This window comes from Mycolicibacterium llatzerense (assembly GCF_025331195.1).
Lineage (GTDB): Bacteria > Actinomycetota > Actinomycetes > Mycobacteriales > Mycobacteriaceae > Mycobacterium > Mycobacterium llatzerense.
This window is the reverse complement of the sequence record NZ_LXOV01000014.1, coordinates 314,051-332,320: the sequence shown is the minus strand read 5'-3', so window position 1 is coordinate 332,320 and position 18,270 is coordinate 314,051. Positions and strand designations below refer to the sequence as shown.

Here is an 18,270-nt window from a genome sequence, read left to right as displayed (position 1 = left end):
GCTCCGCCAGAAGATGGGCGGGCAGAACGCAGAGGGCCGGCGTCAGAAAATCAACAACAACAACAACACGGCACGACGAAGCAGCGCCGCATGGGCATGCGCAGCGATCCGTCGTGGGTCATGCCGCCTACCATACGGCACTCGCACGGAAAAGCCACGGCCGAATTCGTCACAGCAAATCGGGTTATAACCGTGATGCGCGCTAACCCTGTGGGAACCCCAATGACGCCGTAACGTGGCCGCCGCATCCCCAACACACCGACCCGTCGGAGGTAGCTTCATGACGTCTGCGCAGAACGAATCGCAGGCCCTCGGCGATCTCGCCGCAAGGCAGCTTGCCAATGCCACCAAGACAGTTCCGCAACTGTCGACCATCACCCCGCGATTCCTGCTGCACCTGCTGAGCTGGGTGCCTGTCGAGGCCGGCATCTACCGCGTCAACCGCGTGGTCAACCCCGAGCAGGTCGCCATCGCGGCCGAGCAGGGTTCGGGCAACGAGGACCCGCTGCCGGAGACCTACGTCGACTACGAGACCAGCCCCCGCGAGTACACGCTGCGCTCCATCTCGACGCTGCTCGACGTACACACCCGGGTCTCCGACCTGTACTCCAGCCCGCACGACCAGGTCGCCCAGCAGCTGCGGCTGACCATCGAGACCATCAAGGAGCGCCAGGAGTCCGAGCTGATCAACAACCCGGAGTACGGGTTGCTGTCACAGGTCACCCCCGAGCAGACCATCCAGACGCTGCGCGGCACCCCGACCCCGGACGATCTCGACTCGCTGATCACCAAGGTGTGGAAGACCCCCGCGTTCTTCCTGACCAACCCGCTCGGCGTGGCTGCGTTCGGCCGGGAAGCCACCCGTCGCGGCGTGCCGCCACCAGTGGTCAGCCTGTTCGGCGCCCAGTTCATCACCTGGCGCGGCATCCCGATCATCCCGTCGGACAAGGTGCCGGTCGTGGACGGGAAGACGAAGTTCGTCCTGGTCCGCACCGGTGAGGAGCGCCAGGGTGTGGTCGGCCTGTTCCAGCCGGGCCTGGTCGGCGAGCAGGCCCCGGGCCTGTCGGTGCGCTTCACCGGCATCAACCGGTCGGCGATCGCGTCCTACCTGGTCACCCTGTACTCGTCGCTGGCGGTGCTCACCGACGACGCACTGGCGGTCCTCGAGGACGTCGGAGTGGACCACTTCCATGAGTACAAGTGACCTGCCGCTGAGCGAGGACGCCCTGTCGGCACTGGCCAGCCAGCTGTTCGCCACCAGCTTCCGCCCCGGACCGGACAGCCCGCCGGTGACCACCCAGGTGGCACCGCGCGGGGTGGCCCCGGATGCCACCACGGCGACGTCGGCGGGCGCCACCGCCGCCGGTCTGGCACACCCGGGCACCCCCGGCGAGTTCGTATCGGTGCCGGAGGTATTGGTGCCGGCACCGACTTCGCCTGGGCCGGAAGGGATTCCGCCGGGCACGGCACCGGTCGCGCCGCGCGGTAACGCGGTGAGCCCGGTCGCGCCGTTCGGTGGGTTGGAGGCGTTCGCGGTACCGACGGGCCTGGTCCCGACGGTGCCGGGTGTGCTGGCTTCGGGTCCGCCATCAGCTCCCCCCGCTCCGCGAGGGAGTGCTCCGACCTGGCCGGGGACGGTGCCGTCGGTGCCGGATCTGGGATGGTCGGGAGCGCCGGCGCCGTCCGAGGATGCCGGGAGTTACTACTTCCTGCAGTCCCCTGCGGCGGCTCCTGAGCCGGTGGAACCCGTCCCTTCGATCCCCGACGATCACGAGGTCTTCGACGTCCACGCGATCCGCGCCGATTTCCCGATCCTCAAGGAGACGGTCAACGGCAAGCCGCTGATCTGGTTCGACAACGCGGCCACGACGCAGAAGCCACAGTCGGTCATCGACCGGCTGGCGTACTTCTACACCCACGAGAACTCGAACATCCACCGCGCCGCGCACGAGTTGGCGGCGCGGGCGACGGACGCCTACGAGGACGCCCGCGAGGCGGTACGGCGGTTCATCGGGGCGTCGAAGACCGAGGAGATCATCTTCGTCCGCGGCACCACCGAGGCCATCAACCTGGTGGCCTACTCGTGGGGTGGCAAGCATCTGGGCCCGGGTGACGAAATCGTCATCACCCACCTGGAGCATCACGCCAATATCGTTCCGTGGCAACTGATTGCGCAGCAGACGGGCGCTGTCATCAAGGTCGCCCCGGTCGACGACGCCGGCAACCTGCTGCTCAGCGAGTTCGAGGACCTGCTGGGTCCGCGGACGAAACTGGTTGCGGCCACGCAGGTTTCGAACGCACTGGGCACAGTGACACCGGTCAAGACGATCGTCGAGCTGGGTCACCGCTACGGGGCCAGGGTGCTGATCGACGGGGCCCAGTCCGTCCCGCACATCCCGATCGATGTGGCCGAACTCGGCGCGGATTTCTTCGTGTTCTCCGGGCACAAGATCTTCGGGCCGACGGGCATCGGGGTGCTGTACGGACGCGAGGACGTGCTCGCCGAAACCCCGCCGTGGCAGGGTGGCGGCAACATGATCGCCGACGTGACGCTGGAGCGTTCGGTGTTCCAGGGTCCGCCGAACAAGTTCGAGGCCGGCACCGGCAACATCGCCGATGCGGTCGGACTCGGTGAGGCGATCCGGTACGTGGAACGCATTGGCATCGAACGGATTGCGGCCTACGAGCACGCCCTGCTGGAGTACGCCACCCCACGGTTGGCGGCCATTCCAGGAGTCCGACTGGTGGGCACGGCCGACGAGAAGGCCAGCGTGCTGTCCTTCGTGCTGGCCGGGCACGAACCGTTGGAGGTCGGCAAGGCGCTCAACGCCGAGGGCATCGCGGTGCGGGCCGGGCATCACTGCGCCCAGCCGATCCTGCGGCGCCTGGGACTCGAAGCGACGGTGCGTCCGTCGTTCGCGTTCTACAACACGTTCGAGGAGATCGACGTGTTCATCGACGCGGTCCGCCGCATCGCCGAGGGCTCGCCTTAGCCCTGGCAAGTAGTCGTGAGAACCCCCAGTTCCTGCAGGAGTTGGGGGTTTTCGCGTCTCCTGGACCGCCAAAGAAATACATACCCACCTGCGGGTTTCAGGAATATATTGAAAGAGTGACCAGGGGCTGCAGCGCCAGGTATGACGTCACGGACCGGCAATCTGCCGGCCCCTCCTCCATCTCTTGCGTCACCGGACCATTCGAGATTCGGAGGACAGGATGAAGCGCTATCTGACACTGGGTTACGGCGTGCTGTGTTACGCGGTGTTCCTGGTCTCGTTCCTCTATGCCATCGGCTTCGTGGGCAACGTGGTGGTGCCCCGCACCGTCGACCACGGGATCGCCGCATCGGTCGGCGAGGCGGTGGTGGTCAATCTGGTGCTGCTCGGCCTGTTCGCGGTGCAACACAGCGTGATGGCGCGGCCGACGTTCAAACGGATGTGGACCCGCTTCGTGCCGCAGTCCATCGAACGCAGCACCTACGTCCTGATGTCGAGTCTGCTGTTGGGCCTGCTGTTCTGGCAGTGGCGGACCATGCCACAGGTCGTCTGGCACGTCAGCGCGCCGGCCGGGCGCTACGTGCTGCTCACACTGTTCTGGGCGGGCTGGGCCATCGTGCTGATGTCGACGTTCATGATCAGTCACTTCGATCTGTTCGGGCTGCGCCAGGTGTACCTGGCGTGGCGCGGAGAACCCTACCGCGACTTGCCTTTCCGGACCACGATGTTCTACCGCGTGGTGCGGCACCCGATCATGGTGGGATTCCTCATCGCCTTCTGGGCCACCCCGACGATGACCGCGGGGCATCTGATGTTCGCGCTCGCCACCACCGGATACATCCTGATCGCGATCCAGCTCGAGGAGCACGACCTGACTGCGAGTCTCGGTGACTCGTACCGGAACTACCGCGCCGAGGTACCCATGATGATCCCCGGGCTACACCACCACGGCGGTCACTCCGCCGGTCCGCACCACGCGGTGTAGCCCGCGAGCAGTCAACCCCAATTCCCTTGGGAATTGGGGTTGTTCGTGTCCGCCGGTCAAAACACGGATCGCGGTCCACCGGTAGCTGGATTCGGCGATGCCCGCACAGCTCCATCGGTGTCCGAATACCGGGAATACGGGAATACCTTCCGGGGTTGGCCTGTTGGTGCGCGCTCTCGTCTATGCCCCCGACGCCCCTGCCAATCTCCGGTTCGACGAGGTGGCCGAACCTTCACCCACCGAGTCCCAGGCCCTGATCGACGTGCATGCGATTGCACTGAACTTCGGTGAGCTGCACTTCATCGACCAGATGCGCCGTCCGGGCGAAGTTCCGGGGTGGGACAGTGCAGGCGTCGTGGTTCGGGCCGCGGCCGACGGCTCGGGGCCTCAGGTGGGGGCACGCGTGGTCGGATTCGGCGGTGAGGCCGGCTGGGCGGAACGACGTGTCGTGTCGACCGACAATATGGCCGAGCTGCCCGAGTTCGTCGAGTTCGAGGATGCCGCTGCCCTTCCGGTGGCCGGCGTGACCGCACTGCAGGCACTGCGCGCTCTCGGCCCGGTCGTCGGCCGCCGGGTTCTGGTCACGGGTGCCTCCGGCGGGGTCGGGCGGTTCGCCGTGCAACTGGCGGCTCGGGCCGGCGCCCATGTGGTGGCCGCGGTCGGAAGCGCACCCCGCGGCGAAGGCCTGGCGGAACTGGGCGCGGCCGAAGTGGTGGTCGGGCTCGATGCGGTAACCGAGCCGGTGTTCGGGGTACTCGACAACGTCGGCGGCAAGCTCTTGGCACAGGCCTTCAGCCTGGTGTCCGACGGTGGCTCGGTGCAGTCCATCGGGATGGCCTCCAATGAACCCACCACGATCAACTTCGAGGCCGAACGGCGCACCGGCACACGGAAACGCTTGGAGCCGTTCACAGTCCGGGCACCATTTCGCGCCGATCTGGATTACCTGCTGACGCTGCTGGCCGACTGCGAAATCGATGCGCAGATCGGACTGCGGGACTCGTGGGAGAACATCGCCGATGCCGCGCAGGCGTTGTTGGGGCGCACCGTCGCGGGCAAGGCCGTGCTGCGGGTCGTCTGACCTCTGGATTTGTGCACGATCATCCGCGGTCACCGCGGATGATCGTGCACAAATTCACTACTTCTTGGGCTTGTCGCTCGCCGCATCGGAGGACAGCGCAGCCACGAAGGCTTCCTGCGGAACTTCCACCCGGCCAATGGTTTTCATGCGCTTCTTGCCCTCCTTCTGCTTTTCGAGCAGCTTGCGCTTACGGGTGATGTCACCGCCGTAGCACTTGGAGAGCACGTCCTTGCGGATGGCCCGAATATTCTCGCGCGCAATGATTCTCGACCCGATGGCGGCCTGCACCGGCACCTCGAACTGCTGGCGCGGGATCAGTTCCTTGAGCTTGGTGGTCATCTTGTTGCCGTATGCGGCCGCACCGTCCTTGTGCACGATGGCGCTGAACGCGTCGACGGCCTCGCCCTGCAGCAGGATGTCGACCTTCACCAGGTCGGCTTCCTGCTCGCCGGCCTCTTCGTAATCGAGGCTGGCATAGCCGCGCGTGCGCGACTTCAGCGAGTCGAAGAAGTCGAAGATGATCTCACCGAGCGGCATCGTGTAGCGCAGCTCGACGCGCTCCGGGGACAGGTAGTCCATGCCGCCCAGCTCGCCGCGACGCTGCTGGCACAGCTCCATGATGGTGCCGATGAACTCGCTGGGCGCGATCACCGTCGTCTTCACGACGGGCTCAAAGACGCTGCGCACCTTGCCTTCTGGCCAGATGGACGGGTTCGTCACGATCAGCTCACTGTTGTCGTCTTTGACCACGCGGTACACCACGTTGGGCGCCGTGGAGATGAGATCGAGGTTGAACTCCCGTTCCAGGCGCTCGCGGGTGATCTCCATGTGCAGCAGGCCCAGGAAGCCGCAGCGGAAACCGAAGCCGAGCGCCACGGAGGTTTCCGGCTCGTAGGTCAGCGCGGCGTCGTTGAGCTGCAGCTTGTCCAGGGCCTCGCGCAGCACGGGATAGTCCGAGCCATCGACGGGGTACAGGCCCGAATAGACCATCGGCCGCGGTTCGCGGTAGCCGGTCAGGGCCTCGGTCGCGCCATGCCTGGCCGAGGTGACGGTGTCACCGACCTTGGACTGGCGGACGTCCTTCACGCCGGTGATCAGGTAGCCGACCTCACCGACGCCCAGCCCGTCGGAGGCCTTCGGCTCCGGCGAGACGATGCCGACCTCGAGCAGCTCGTGGGTCGCGCCCGTGGACATCATCTTGATCTTCTCGCGCGGGTTGAGCTTACCGTCCACCACGCGCACGTAGGTGACCACACCGCGGTAGATGTCGTAGACCGAGTCGAAGATCATCGCCCGCGCGGGTGCGTCGGCGTCGCCGACGGGCGCCGGGATCAGCCGCACCACCTCGTCGAGAAGTTCGCGCACCCCCTCGCCCGTCTTGCCGGAGACCCGCAGCACGTCGGACGGCTCGCAGCCGATGATGTGCGCGATCTCGCCGGCATAGCGGTCCGGGTCGGCGGCCGGCAGATCGATCTTGTTGAGCACCGGGATGATGGTCAGGTCGCGGTCCAGTGCCAGGTACAGGTTGGCCAGCGTCTGCGCCTCGATGCCCTGTGCGGCGTCCACCAGCAGCACCGCACCCTCGCAGGCCTCCAGCGCGCGGGACACCTCGTAGGTGAAGTCGACGTGGCCTGGGGTGTCGATGAGGTGCAGCACGAAATCTTCACCGTTCACCTGCCACGGCAGCCGCACGTTCTGGGCCTTGATGGTGATACCGCGCTCGCGCTCGATGTCCATCCGGTCCAGGTACTGGGCCCGCATATCGCGGTCGGCGACGACACCGGTGATCCCCAGCATCCGGTCGGCCAGCGTCGACTTGCCGTGGTCGATGTGGGCGATGATGCAGAAGTTCCGAATCTGCGCCGGCGCAGTGAACGTCTTGTCGGCGAAACTGCTGATGGGAATCTCCTGATAAACGTCGGTCTGCGCACCGTCATCTGCCGCGACGCGCAGCTACCAGGGTATCGAGCGAGGACCCCGGCGACTAAATCGCGGCCCGGAAACTCCCCTATGCTCGAACACATGGCGTCGCAGTGGAGGACGTTCCAGCGTCTGGCGGAACAACTGGTGTTCAACGAGGCGCCGCGACTCATCCGTACCTTGCAGCAGCCTGACGGGCTGTCACGGACCATCCAGCAGGGCATCCGGTTCGGTATCGAGGTGGGTCTGACGGCGCTCGGCGCTGTGCCGACGGAGTCGCAGGCGGCCATTACCGCGGGGCGCCCCGTCACCGAGAACATGGTCCCGACAGCCCACCGCGCCCGTCGCGTCGTCTATGCACCCGATCTGGACGGCCAGGCCGACCCGGGCGAGATCGTCTGGACCTGGGTCGTCTACGAAGACGACCCGACCCGCGGCAAGGACCGTCCCGTGCTGGTCGTGGGCCGCGACCGCACCACCCTGCTGGGGCTGATGCTGTCCAGCCAGGACCACCACCAGAGCGACCCCGACTGGGTGGGCATCGGGTCGGGCAGCTGGGACTACGAGGGACGCGCCAGCTGGGTGCGCCTCGATCGCGTGCTCGACGTGCCCGAGGAAGGCATCCGCCGCGAGGGCGCGATCCTCGAACGCGAGAAGTTCGAGCTCATCGCCGCCCGCCTGCGGGCCGGCTACTCCTGGAGCTGAGCCTCCTACCGGGGCTGCCGCCACATCGGAATCAGGCTCGGTCCGCCGTTGGGCAACTTCATCTCGCCGGTGACCTCGAACCCGAACCGCTCGTAGTACGGCACGTTCACCGGATTGCTCGACTCCAGATACGCGGGCGCGTGTTCGGCGTCAATGCGGTCCAGCCGGGATCGCATCAGGGCCTGCCCATATCCACCGCCGCGGACCGTCGGGTCGCTACCGATCACCGCGAGGTACCAATGCGGCTCCTCCGGGTGATGCTTCTTCATCAACTCCGCGGCCGCCTGTCCGCGCAACACCGCGGTGCCGAACGTCAGCAGCATCATGGGCACGGCCCGCAGCTCGGCACTGCGCGACTGCTGCCACTTGCCCGGCGGATCCCACAGTGCCGCCGCACCGATGCCGTCCACCGACGAGGCGATCTCGACGCCACCGTGATCGAGATGCTGGTATTTGGTGAGCGCCGCGAACAAACGCGGCAATCGGCGCCGACGCAGTCCGTCGTCGGGAAGCATCCATTTCATGACGGGGTCGTCGGCGAATGCGCGGGCCAGGGTGTGCGATATGCCACCGATGTCGGAACGAGTGGCCGCCCGGGTCTGAATTTCACGCATGCCGCCAGCTTGCCCGAACTGCGCGCCGAACACGGCGTGTCGCCGTACAGACACGACCGCTCGCGGGAAAAGCTAGCCGCCTTGGGTGATGTAGTCCTGCAGGCGCTGCTGCTCGGTCTCGAGCTCTTCCATGCGGGTCTTGACGACGTCGCCGATGCTGACGATGCCGGCCAGCCGGCCGTCGTCGAGGACGGGCACGTGCCGCACCCGGTTCTGGGTCATCAACACCACGAGGTGGTCGACGGTGTCGCGCGGCGTACAGGTCGCCAGGACGGTCGTCATGATCTCCGAAACCGGCTGGCCCAGTAGGCCACCGCCGCGCTTGTGCAGCTCACGCACCACGTCGCGTTCGGACACGATGCCGGCCAAGCCGTCCGGCCCGACCACCACCATGGCACCGATGTTCAGCGCCGAGAGGCTGGCCAACAATTGGGACACCGTGGTCTCCGGGGCGATGGTCGCTACCGCGGCACCCTTGTTACTCAGCACGTCCGCGATCCGCATCGCCCGCCTCCGATCGTGATCTCCCTCACACCATGGTAGTCGGCGCCGGGCGGTACGACGGGAAAGTCAAGCGAGCCGGGTGATTTCCACGACGACATCCAGATCGGTGGATCCCTCGCCCGAGTAGATGCCCTTCAGCGGCGTGACGTCCGAATAGTCCCGTCCGACAGCGACGGTCACGTACTGCTCGTTGATCTCGACGTCGTTGGTCGGGTCGTAGTCCCACCAGCCGCCGGTCCAGGCCTGCACCCAGGCGTGGCTCTGCCCTTCGATGGTGTCGCCGACCTCCGCCCGGCGCTGCGGGTGCAGGTAACCGGAGACATACCGGCCCGGAATCCCCATGCTGCGCAACAAGATCAGTGTGAGGTGCGCGAAGTCCTGACAGACGCCCTTGCCTTCGCGCAGCGCATCCAGTCCTGACGAGTGCACACCGGTGGTACCCGGGACGTAGTCCAGTTCGGTGTTGACCCAGTTCGCCGCGGCGATCACCGCTTCCTGCGGGTCGTAGTACTTCATGATCCGCTGGCCGACGCGCTGCAGTCGCTTGCTGATGGGCGTGTACGCGGTCGGGACGAGGAGTTCGTCGAACCGGTCGCGGACCCCGGCACCCGCCAGGTCGTCCCAGGTGACCAGTTCCGCGGGCATCTCGCCTTTGTCGGTCTCGACGACCGACGACGACGTCACCTCCAGCTCGGTGTGCGGCGCGTGCAGATCGAAGGCCGTCACCGCGGTGCCCCAGTAGTCGATGTACCGGTAGGAGCGGGTGGCCGGAGCGGTCTCCACCCGGTTGAGGACGACGTTCTGCCGCGAGTCCGACCGCGGCGTCAACCGGGCCTCGTTGAACGACGCCGTCACCGGCGACTTGTAGGCATACCCGGTGGCATGGACAACTCTGAGCCGCCACATATCAGATTTCACCTTCTTCGATAACCGACACCGGGTGGCCCGCGTCCGTCCATGCGACCCACGGCGCCGCGTGAAAGTACTCCAGCGCCAATGCTTCTCCGATTTCCCGGCAGCTGCGCTGCAGACCCGCCAGACGATCCTCCAGGGAGTCCAACAGCAGGCCCGGCTGCAGGAACTCCAGCTCGCTGCGCGCCCGGCCCAGGAGGCGTTGCGCCTCACCGGTGGCACCAATGCGGTCGTGCGGCCTGTTGTGCAGTTCGTCCAGATGCCGCTCGGCGAGCCGCAGCGAATAGAACACCGACCGCGGGAAAAGCCGGTCCAGCAACATGAATTCGACGACGCGGCCGGCGTCGAGCACACCGCGGTAGGTCCGCAGGTAGGTGTCGTGCGCGCCCGCCGAGCGCAGCACCGTCACCCATGCCGGCGACGACGCACTGTCACCGACGCGGGCCAGCAGCAGACGCACCGTCATGTCGACGCGCTCGATCGCCCGGCCCAGCATCATGAAGCGGTAGCCGTCGTCGCGCGACAGCGTCGAGTCGGCCAGACCGGCGAACATCGCCGCCCTGCCTTCCACGAAGCTCAAGAACTCATGCGGCCCAAGCCTTCTGGCCGCCCGTTCACGCTCGGCGAGGGCGTTGTACGTGGTGTTGAGGCACTCCCACATCTCGGTGGACGTGACTTCGCGTGCACCGCGGGCATTTTCGCGGGCCGCCGAGATCGACTCGACGATCGAATTCTGCCCGTCACCGCGGCCGAACGCGACCAGGTCGGTCAACGACCACATGTCCAGCGGGGCCGCCGGCGGCTCGATCCCGAGGACCCGCAACAACGTTCGCGATGCCAGGTCCGGGTCGACGCTCGAGTCCTCCAACAACTGGTGCACGGTGACGTCCAGGATGCGGGCGGTGTCGTCGGCCCGCTCGACGTAGCGGCCGATCCAGTACAGCGATTCCGCGTTGCGCGCCAACATCAGTACATCACCGCCTGTTGCTGTTGCTGCTGCTGTTGCTGGGCAGTTTGGACGGCCTGCTGCGGCGGTCCCTCGTCAGCGGCCTGGCCGGCCGACGGTAGAGAGCGGACGACTTCGGCGGCGCCGAGCTCGTGCGTGGCGGTCGACGCCCGCGACGCCAGCACCCAGGTGTCCTTCGAGCCGCCACCCTGACTGGAGTTGACCACCAGCGAGCCCTCCGGCAGCGCGACGCGGGTCAGCCCGCCGGGCAGCACCCAGACGTCGTCACCGTCGTTGACCGCGAACGGCCGTAGATCGACGTGCCGCGGAGCCAGCTTGTCGCCGATCCGCGTCGGCACCGTCGACAGCTGCACCACCGGTTGGGCGATCCAGCCGCGCGGGTCGGCGCGGACCTTTTTCGAGATCGTGGCGATCTCCTTCTCCGAGGCGTCCGGCCCGAAGACGATGCCGTAGCCCCCGGAACCCTCGACCGGTTTGATCACCAGCTCGCGGATCCGGTCGAGCACTTCCTCGCACTCCTCCTCGAGCCAGCAGCGGTACGTGTCGACGTTCGCCAGCAGCGGCTTCTCGCCGAGGTAGTACTCGATGATGGTCGGCACGTACGTGTAGACCAGCTTGTCGTCGCCGACGCCGTTGCCCACCGCGCTGGAGATGACGACGTTGCCCGCCCGCGCCGCATTGAGCAGGCCTGCGACGCCGAGCACGGTGTCGGGCCGGAACTGCATGGGGTCCAGATATATGTCGTCGATCCGCCGGTAGATGACGTCCACCTGGCGCTCGCCTTCGGTGGTCCTCATGTAGACGACGTTGTCGCGACAGAACAGGTCGCGGCCCTCGACGAGCTCGACGCCCATCTGCCGGGCCAGCAGCGAGTGCTCGAAGTAGGCGGAGTTGTAGACGCCCGGAGTGAGAACCACCACGGTCGGGTCCGCTTCGTTGGACGCCGCCGCGTTGCGCAGCGCCCGCAGCAGGTGCGACGAGTAGTCGCCGACGGCCCGGACCCGGTGCGTGGCGAACAGGTTGGGGAAGACGCGGGCCATGGTGCGCCGGTTCTCCATCACGTAGGACACCCCCGACGGCGAGCGCAGGTTGTCCTCGAGCACCCGGAAGTCGCCCTTGTCGTCGCGAACCAGGTCGATGCCCGCGACGTGGATGCGGACGCCGTTGGGCGGGGCGATGCCGACCGCCTCGCGGTGGAAGTGCTCGCACGAGGTCACCAACCGGCGCGGGATCACCCCGTCACGCAGGATCTCCTGATCGCCGTAGACGTCGTCGAGGTACATCTCCAGCGCCTTGACCCGCTGCTTGATGCCTTTTTCCAGCTTTGCCCACTCGGCGGCCGCGATGACTCGGGGCACCAGGTCCAGCGGGAACGGCCGTTCCTGACCGGACAGCGAGAACGTGATGCCCTGATCGGTGAACGCGCGGCCGAGTGCTTCGGACCGGGCCGCCAATTCGGACGTGTCCGACGGCGCCAGCTCGGCGAAGACGCCTTTGTAGAGGCCGCGCACGACGCCCTGGGCGTCGAACATCTCGTCGTACGCCTCGGCATAACTGTCGACGTCGTCGTAGCCGTTGAAGACGCCGTCGTAGCGATTCCCTGGGGTGGTTGGCCGCGACCGTACGGGTCCACTGCGCGATGTCCGTGGGCTCATGCCAGACATGCTGCATCAACCTGGCGGTTTCGGCAGGGCAAGTAGATATTCACCGATATGCTCAGGGTCGTCGCCAGCCAGTGCGCGCACTCCGCGCTTTGGGGTTTTCGCGTGGACGCTGGTAACCTGAACAGTCGCTGCCCGTTGACGGGCGAAGAGCGCAGACTTAAGACCGAGCATGCTCCTCCGGAGAACATGCCCAAAATGAGATTTAGAAGGAACGACACGCGTGGCCAACATCAAGTCGCAGGAAAAGCGCATCCGCACCAACGAGATTGCCCGTCTGCGTAACCAGTCGGTGAAGTCCGCGCTGCGTACCGCCATCCGCGGCTTCCGTGAGGCCGTCGACGCGGGCGAGAAGGACAAGGCCGGCGAGCTGCTCGCCGCCACCAACCGCAAGCTGGACAAGGCCGCCACCAAGGGTGTCATCCACAAGAACCAGGCCGCCAACAAGAAGTCGGCGCTGACCCTGGCCTTCAACAAGCTCTGAGCTCAGCCTCGTAGTTTTCGCGAAACCGCGGCCCGATGATCGGGCCGCGGTTTTGTTGTGTTCGCCTCAGCTGTCGGCCAGCTCGGCGACGCGACGCACCGCCGATTCCAGCGCGTAGTCGGCACTCGCCGCGGCGCCTTTGACGTCGGCGTTCAACGCCGCGACCACCCGCAGCGCCTCGGCCACGGTGTCCCGGGACCAGCGCCGGGCCTGCTTCTGTGCTTTCTGCACCCGCCACGGCGGCATGCCCAGCTCCCCCGCCAACCGGTAGGGATCTCCCGACTGTCCACCGACCCGCGCGATCGAATGCACCGCCTCGGCCAGCGCATCGGCCAGCACCACATGCGGTACCCCGCCGGCCATCGCCCAGCGCAGCGCTTCGGCGACGCCGCTCACGTCACCCGAGACGGCCTTGTCGGCAATGTCGAAGCCGTTCACCTCCGCCTTGCCGGAGTGGTAGCGACGCACTGCCGCGGCATCGATCTGACCTCCTGTGTCCGCGACCAGCTGCGAGCAGGCAGCGGCGAGTTCGCGGATGTCCGAGCCGACCGAGTCGAGCACGGCGGTGATCGCGTCGTCGCTGACCTTCACCTTCAACGACCGGAATTCCTTGCGCACGAAGTCGGCGCGCTCGGCGGGCTTGGCGATCTTCGCGCACAGATGCACCTCGGCACCAAGCTTTTTCAGCTGATCAGCCAGCGCCTTGGCGCGGCCGCCACCGGAATGCACGACGACGAGCATGGTGCCGCCGGGCAGGTCGGCCGCGGCATCGGCGATGAGAGCGACGGCGTCCTTGCCCGCTTCGGCGGCGGACTCCAGGACCACCACGCGTTCCTCGGCGAACAGCGACGGGCTCAGCAGTTCGGCGAGCTCACTGGTGGACACATCACCGGCCCGGAGTCGGTCCACCGGCACGTTGTCGTTGCCGGCCAGCTTGCGTGCAGCCCGCAACACCTCGGCCACGGCCCGCTCGACCAGCAGTTCCTCGTCGCCCAACACCAGATGCAACGCCTCGGTCGATCCACTCACCCGTTGATCGTTTCATGGCGAGCGGACACGCACTCACACGCTCCAGGCCAGCCGGAACTTCTCGGCCAGTTCGGTGTCGGACAGGTCGCCGTAGTTCTGCTGCTCATAGCCACGCACGCCCAGCACGGCGTCGACCGCCGCGTCCCCGAGGATGTCGCGGACCACGGCGCTGGCGCGCAGCGCGTCGAGCACCTCGGCCTGCTTCGCCGGCAGCGTCACCACGCCGGCCTGCTCGCGTTGTGCTGCCGTCAGGGACGCCGGATCGACGGTGACTTCGGGTGGCAGCGGCAGTTTCCGGCTGATGCCGTCGAGCGCCAGCCCGAGGATGGTCGCCGAGGCGAGGTACGGATTGGCCGACGGGTCGACGATCTTCACCTCGGCGTTGGCGCCGTACGGATTTCCCGACGCGGCGCTGACGAACCGGACGGCGGCCTCGCGGTTCTCGGTGCCCCAGCAGACGGTGGCACCCGACCAGCTCCCCGGCTGGATGCGCAGCCCCGACACGATCGAGCCGCACAAGACACCCTGCGCGCCGGGCAGACCGGCCAGCAGTCCTGCGACCGCCGACTCGCCGACCGCCGTCATACCGCGTGCGCCCGAACCGCCCGAGAACACCGGCACCCCGTCGCGGCACAGCGAAAAATGTTGATGCGCACCAGAACCCACGCTGCCGGCGAAAGGCACCGGCGACAGGCTGACACGCAGCCCGTGGCGACGGGCCACGCGGCTGATGATGATCCGAGCGAGCACCAACTGGTCGGCGGCAGCCACCGGATCACGAGGCGTCAGCGAGAACTCGAACTGGTTGGCCCCGTATTCGGGATGGAACTGTTCGATCGATACACCCGCGGCGGCAGACGCATCCAGCACGTCCCGAACGAAGCCCTCGAACTCGAGCACGCCGGCCAGCCCGTACTGCGCCCACATTGCGGACGGCAGCTGAGCGCCATCGGGGCCGACGAGCACGAACTCGACCTCATGCCCCACGGTGGCCGTCAACCCGGCGCCGGCCAATCTTTGCGTAACCCGTTGCAGCACACCGCGACCGCAGTGCGGGTCGGGGTTGCCGTCCTGCGTGAAGAACGCACCGGGCGCCCAGGCGAGTCCGTCACCGAGCACGCGAAGTCCCGCCAGGTCGACGCGTACCCGCCGATCCCCGACCACACCAGTCTGGTCGCCGAACACGATGCCGGTCTGATCGATCGCGAACACATGCCACGTCGGGCTGGTGCCGAGCCCGTGTTCGGCGAACCCCGCCACCCGGCTCAGCGGAACCACTTTGACCTGCGTCAGGCCTGCAGCGTTGACCACCGTGCCGATCAGGGTCCCCACGCCGGCCGCCTCGAGCGCCGCAACCGCCGCTGCCACGGACCCGGCCGGATCGTCATTCACGTCAATAATTCTGCATCGCGCCGCGGGGGTTCATGGGCGTATCGCATTTCCTCGTCGCCGGCGCCATGCGGCAACTAGCAGCGCCACAGCCATTGTTGTCGCGCCGAGCAACAACGCACCGCCCCAACCTGACGGAACGCTGACCGCCGCCCCGGGGACCGCGGCACTCCACCGCGCGACATGCAGCAGCCACCACAGTTCCGGCCCGGTGAACCTGATCAGCAGTTGCGCCGCGGCGGGCCAGCACCACGCCATAGCCGCAGCCGCGGTGCCGAGGACGGTGATAGGCGGAATGATCGGAGCGACAAGCAGATTGGCGACCACCGCGACCAGACTCAGGCTGCCCGATATCGCCGCAACCAACGGCGCCGTGACGAGTTGCGCGGCGACGGCCACGCAGACGGCGTCAGCGATCAACTTCGGCCAGCCGCGACCCACCAGGCGGCGCGACCACCCCGGCGCGATGACGACGAGTCCCGCCGTCGCCACCACCGACAGCGCGAATCCGGCGTCCACCGCGAGCGCCGGCGAAATGACCATCAGTACCAGCACACTGGCCGACAACGCCGGGATGGCCTGCCGCCGCCGATGCACCAGCATCCCCATCAACATCACCGAACCCATTGCGGCGGCGCGCAATACGCTCGGCGACGGTTGCACGATGACGACGAACGCGAACAGCGTCACCGCTGCCAACCCGACAGCGATCCGAGGTCCGACCAGTGCCGCGCTCAGCAGCACCGCTCCGCACACGATGGTCACGTTCGCGCCCGATACTGCGGTCAAGTGCGTCAGCCCAGCGCGCCGGAACGCGGCGGTGGTGTCCGACTCGACCGCCGACACGTCGCCCAGCACGAGTCCCGGGAGCATCGCCGCCTGATCCGGCGGCAGCGACAGCCGTGCGGCCTCGCCGAATTCAGCCCGCAGGTGTGCCGCCGCGCGCTGCCCGGTCGACGCCGTCCCGAATCGGGGCGCGCCCACCGCGGCCAGCACTGCCACCGACAGGTCCCGCCGCTTCGGCCGGATGACCCTGGCCCGGAACGCCATCGGTCGACCCACGCCGACCTCCGAATAGCCGATGGCCGGAGCGAAAACCATGACCCGCCCGGATGATTCGGTGTCCTGCAGCCGCTGCAACGACGCCGTGAACATCAGCCGACCACCCTGGATGGCCTTCGGGGACTCGGCCGGCGTGACGGTCACCGTCACCGTCGTGCCGAACCGTGACGCCAGAGGATGGGTGTCGACCGCGTGCACGCGCACCGTCGCGACGATCGCGAACGCCGCACCCACCGCCGCCACTGCGAGCACCGCGGGCCAGCGCACCGAACCCACCCACAGACCGACGCCCACGACGGCCGCCACCGCGACGACGACCGCTGCCAGGGCTGCCCACGGCCCCCACCACACGCCGACCGCGGTCACCGTCCAGCACGTCAGTGCGGCCGGCACCAATCGCAGGTCGATGCCGGGGACGTCCGGCACCGGGGCTCCCGTCACACCTTGACCAGCTCACGCAGTTTCTCCAGCCGACTCGGGCCGATGCCGTCGACCTCACCCAGCTGGTCGACGCTCGCGAATCGGCCGTTGGCGGTACGCCAGGCCACGATCGCTTTCGCCATGACGGGGCCGATACCCGGCAGGCCGTCGAGTTGCTCCTCTGTCGCGGTGTTCAGATCGACCGGCCCTTTGGGATCCTTGCCCCCATCGGGCGGCCCTTTCTCCGGCGCGGTGGACGTCGCGCCGGCCGAACTGCGCATCACCGCCGGCGCACCCACCGGCGCGGTGATGCCGACCAGAATCTGCTCGCCGTCGGCCACCTTGCGGGCCATGTTCAAGCCGACCAGGTCGGCGCCGGCCAGCGCTCCCCCGGCGGCCGTCACCGCGTCGGCGATGCGAGCACCTGCCGGGAGCGTCACCAAACCCGGCTTGTGCACCAGGCCCGCCACGCTGACCACGACGTCCTCGGCCTTCCCCGGTGGCGCGGGCGGCCCCGGCGCGGAGGACGAAACCATCTGCACCGGAGGCAGTTTCGCCGCGGTCACCGGTGGCTTGTCATCACCGAGCACGGCGATCACCGTCACCAGGACCGCGACCACGCCGACCACCGCGAGCGCGATCACCCCCGCACGCCCGGGATCGGCCCGCACCGATGCGAGCCAGCCGGGACTGCCGGGTACCGCGTCGGGCAGCCAGCGCGACAGCGAGGTGTCGTCGTTCGGGTCGGATGCGACGTCGGGGTCCGTCGTGTCTCCCGGCTGTGCGGTCAGTCGCCGCTGGGTCCGGTCGATCGGTGTCTGCGTGACCATGTTCGCGACGCTAGGCACCAGCTCCGACCGGGACGCCCAGAAAACCCGCCAAAACACCCCGCCTGTGGATCAATCGCGTTCTGTGGATGATGTCGAGATGCAAACAACGGACCGTTGAAGCACGAGGAACAGCGACCGATGATGTTGATACGCAACGCAGAACCGCAGATGGACGGTCCGACGAGCCGCGACCATGAATCGCACATGGCCGTGGCCCGTTGGGACCAGCGCAGCGCTCCAACTACCTCGCCAGTGGGGTGAGCAGGTCGGAGAAGGGATCCAGCACGCTGTTCTCGCCGTTGGGATACGTCGAATCGATGAACCGATCGACGTTGGTCTGGAAGGTTCTGAAGAAGTGCGTGGTGACCGCAGTGGTGTGGTGTGGCCCGGGAACCATGGGTTTCGGTTTGGCTTGGGCTACGCCAGCCCCAAACCCGAGACCTGCGCCGGCGACGAGCGCCGCCATGCCGGCCACACCAGCGATTTTGGCAAACGAACTCTTCATGACTACTCCTTGAGTTTGAGTACGTCCGATGTGTTGAGTTGGTCGACCGCTATGTACACGAGGTACAGCTCACCGATGGTTCAATCTCAGCAAATTCTGCGCGGACACCATGCCGAGACTGCTCGCATCGTTCGCCATCTTCAGTAGCAGCCCGATGGTGACGCCGATGCCAGTTGGCACCTCGTCGATGTTGTAGATGTTGAATGGCC

17 protein-coding genes are annotated in these 18,270 nt (G+C 67.2%); 6 read left to right on the top strand and 11 right to left on the bottom strand.

Annotated features, from left to right (window positions below):
* Positions 1–280: 280 nt before the first annotated feature.
* The 4 genes from A7G45_RS22610 to A7G45_RS22595 all read left to right on the top strand — a co-directional run bounded on the left by A7G45_RS22610 (position 281) and on the right by A7G45_RS22595 (position 5,059).
* A complete protein-coding gene (locus tag A7G45_RS22610) occupies positions 281–1,204 on the top strand; it encodes a family 2A encapsulin nanocompartment shell protein (protein ID WP_043985206.1) in 924 nt (307 codons plus the stop codon).
* Entirely contained in the window at positions 1,191–2,993 is a 1,803-nt protein-coding gene (locus A7G45_RS22605) for a family 2A encapsulin nanocompartment cargo protein cysteine desulfurase (protein WP_071286158.1), read from the top strand. Before A7G45_RS22610 ends, A7G45_RS22605 begins: the two co-directional genes overlap by 14 nt.
* Before the next feature lie 220 nt (positions 2,994–3,213).
* The gene (mddA, locus tag A7G45_RS22600) at positions 3,214–3,978 is read left to right on the top strand and encodes a methanethiol S-methyltransferase (protein ID WP_260940387.1); all 765 of its coding nucleotides are present in this window, start codon (positions 3,214–3,216) and stop codon (positions 3,976–3,978) included.
* Between the two features lie 166 nt (positions 3,979–4,144).
* The gene (locus tag A7G45_RS22595; protein WP_043985209.1) at positions 4,145–5,059 is read left to right on the top strand and encodes a zinc-binding dehydrogenase; all 915 of its coding nucleotides are present in this window, start codon (positions 4,145–4,147) and stop codon (positions 5,057–5,059) included.
* Between the two features lie 57 nt (positions 5,060–5,116).
* On the opposite strand, the gene lepA is transcribed toward A7G45_RS22595, so the two are convergent.
* Positions 5,117–7,012, bottom strand: coding sequence for a translation elongation factor 4 (lepA, locus tag A7G45_RS22590; protein WP_043985210.1), 1,896 nt, complete (start codon positions 7,010–7,012; stop codon positions 5,117–5,119).
* 57 nt (positions 7,013–7,069) lie between these two features.
* Here lepA and A7G45_RS22585 point away from each other — a divergent pair, with 57 nt between their 5' ends.
* The gene (locus tag A7G45_RS22585) at positions 7,070–7,684 is read left to right on the top strand and encodes a type II toxin-antitoxin system PemK/MazF family toxin (protein ID WP_043394192.1); all 615 of its coding nucleotides are present in this window, start codon (positions 7,070–7,072) and stop codon (positions 7,682–7,684) included.
* 5 nt (positions 7,685–7,689) lie between these two features.
* Here the strand turns inward: A7G45_RS22585 and A7G45_RS22580 are convergent, their stop codons facing one another.
* From A7G45_RS22580 to A7G45_RS22560, 5 genes are all read right to left on the bottom strand, one after another.
* Positions 7,690–8,298 carry a GNAT family N-acetyltransferase gene (locus A7G45_RS22580; RefSeq protein WP_071286183.1) on the bottom strand — a complete coding sequence of 203 codons (609 nt, stop codon included), beginning with the start codon at positions 8,296–8,298 and terminating at the stop codon, positions 7,690–7,692.
* A 72-nt stretch (positions 8,299–8,370) separates the two neighbouring features.
* Positions 8,371–8,802: a CBS domain-containing protein gene (locus A7G45_RS22575; protein WP_043394196.1), complete on the bottom strand. Its 432-nt coding sequence runs from the start codon at positions 8,800–8,802 to the stop codon at positions 8,371–8,373.
* Between the two features lie 66 nt (positions 8,803–8,868).
* Entirely contained in the window at positions 8,869–9,708 is an 840-nt protein-coding gene (locus A7G45_RS22570; protein ID WP_043394198.1) for a transglutaminase family protein, read from the bottom strand.
* Between the two features lies 1 nt (position 9,709).
* Positions 9,710–10,681, bottom strand: a complete 972-nt coding sequence (locus A7G45_RS22565) for an alpha-E domain-containing protein (RefSeq protein ID WP_020102144.1) — start codon at positions 10,679–10,681, stop codon at positions 9,710–9,712.
* Complete coding sequence (locus A7G45_RS22560; RefSeq protein ID WP_377042187.1) at positions 10,681–12,213, bottom strand: circularly permuted type 2 ATP-grasp protein; 1,533 nt, start codon at positions 12,211–12,213, stop codon at positions 10,681–10,683. Before A7G45_RS22560 ends, A7G45_RS22565 begins: the two co-directional genes overlap by 1 nt.
* A 352-nt stretch (positions 12,214–12,565) precedes the next feature.
* Between A7G45_RS22560 and rpsT the strand changes: the two genes are divergently transcribed.
* A complete protein-coding gene (gene rpsT / locus A7G45_RS22555) occupies positions 12,566–12,826 on the top strand; it encodes a 30S ribosomal protein S20 (protein ID WP_043394204.1) in 261 nt (86 codons plus the stop codon).
* 66 nt (positions 12,827–12,892) lie between these two features.
* Here rpsT and holA read toward each other — a convergent pair whose 3' ends face one another.
* The 5 genes from holA to A7G45_RS22530 form a co-directional block, all read right to left on the bottom strand.
* On the bottom strand, positions 12,893–13,855 hold the full coding sequence (gene holA, locus A7G45_RS22550; protein ID WP_082067885.1) for a DNA polymerase III subunit delta: 963 nt from the start codon (positions 13,853–13,855) through the stop codon (positions 12,893–12,895).
* Between the two features lie 33 nt (positions 13,856–13,888).
* Positions 13,889–15,247 carry a type I glutamate--ammonia ligase gene (locus tag A7G45_RS22545; protein WP_260940386.1) on the bottom strand — a complete coding sequence of 453 codons (1,359 nt, stop codon included), beginning with the start codon at positions 15,245–15,247 and terminating at the stop codon, positions 13,889–13,891.
* Between the two features lie 30 nt (positions 15,248–15,277).
* Positions 15,278–16,747: a ComEC/Rec2 family competence protein gene (locus A7G45_RS22540; RefSeq protein ID WP_082067886.1), complete on the bottom strand. Its 1,470-nt coding sequence runs from the start codon at positions 16,745–16,747 to the stop codon at positions 15,278–15,280.
* Positions 16,744–17,556: a ComEA family DNA-binding protein gene (locus A7G45_RS22535; protein ID WP_043985251.1), complete on the bottom strand. Its 813-nt coding sequence runs from the start codon at positions 17,554–17,556 to the stop codon at positions 16,744–16,746. Before A7G45_RS22535 ends, A7G45_RS22540 begins: the two co-directional genes overlap by 4 nt.
* A gap of 241 nt (positions 17,557–17,797) precedes the next feature.
* Positions 17,798–18,061: a hypothetical protein gene (locus tag A7G45_RS22530; protein ID WP_043394210.1), complete on the bottom strand. Its 264-nt coding sequence runs from the start codon at positions 18,059–18,061 to the stop codon at positions 17,798–17,800.
* Positions 18,062–18,270 lie beyond the last annotated feature (209 nt).

Coding starts and splice junctions, on each gene's coding strand:
- A7G45_RS22565 (WP_020102144.1), bottom strand. CDS start 10,681: ATGTTGGCGCGCAACGCGGAATCGCTGTACTGGATCGGCCGCTACGTC.
- A7G45_RS22585 (WP_043394192.1), top strand. CDS start 7,070: ATGCTCGAACACATGGCGTCGCAGTGGAGGACGTTCCAGCGTCTGGCG.
- A7G45_RS22530 (WP_043394210.1), bottom strand. CDS start 18,061: ATGAAGAGTTCGTTTGCCAAAATCGCTGGTGTGGCCGGCATGGCGGCG.
- A7G45_RS22570 (WP_043394198.1), bottom strand. CDS start 9,708: ATGTGGCGGCTCAGAGTTGTCCATGCCACCGGGTATGCCTACAAGTCG.
- mddA (WP_260940387.1), top strand. CDS start 3,214: ATGAAGCGCTATCTGACACTGGGTTACGGCGTGCTGTGTTACGCGGTG.
- A7G45_RS22575 (WP_043394196.1), bottom strand. CDS start 8,802: ATGCGGATCGCGGACGTGCTGAGTAACAAGGGTGCCGCGGTAGCGACC.
- A7G45_RS22580 (WP_071286183.1), bottom strand. CDS start 8,298: ATGCGTGAAATTCAGACCCGGGCGGCCACTCGTTCCGACATCGGTGGC.
- A7G45_RS22605 (WP_071286158.1), top strand. CDS start 1,191: ATGAGTACAAGTGACCTGCCGCTGAGCGAGGACGCCCTGTCGGCACTG.
- A7G45_RS22610 (WP_043985206.1), top strand. CDS start 281: ATGACGTCTGCGCAGAACGAATCGCAGGCCCTCGGCGATCTCGCCGCA.
- A7G45_RS22535 (WP_043985251.1), bottom strand. CDS start 17,556: ATGGTCACGCAGACACCGATCGACCGGACCCAGCGGCGACTGACCGCA.
- A7G45_RS22560 (WP_377042187.1), bottom strand. CDS start 12,213: ATGTTCGACGCCCAGGGCGTCGTGCGCGGCCTCTACAAAGGCGTCTTC.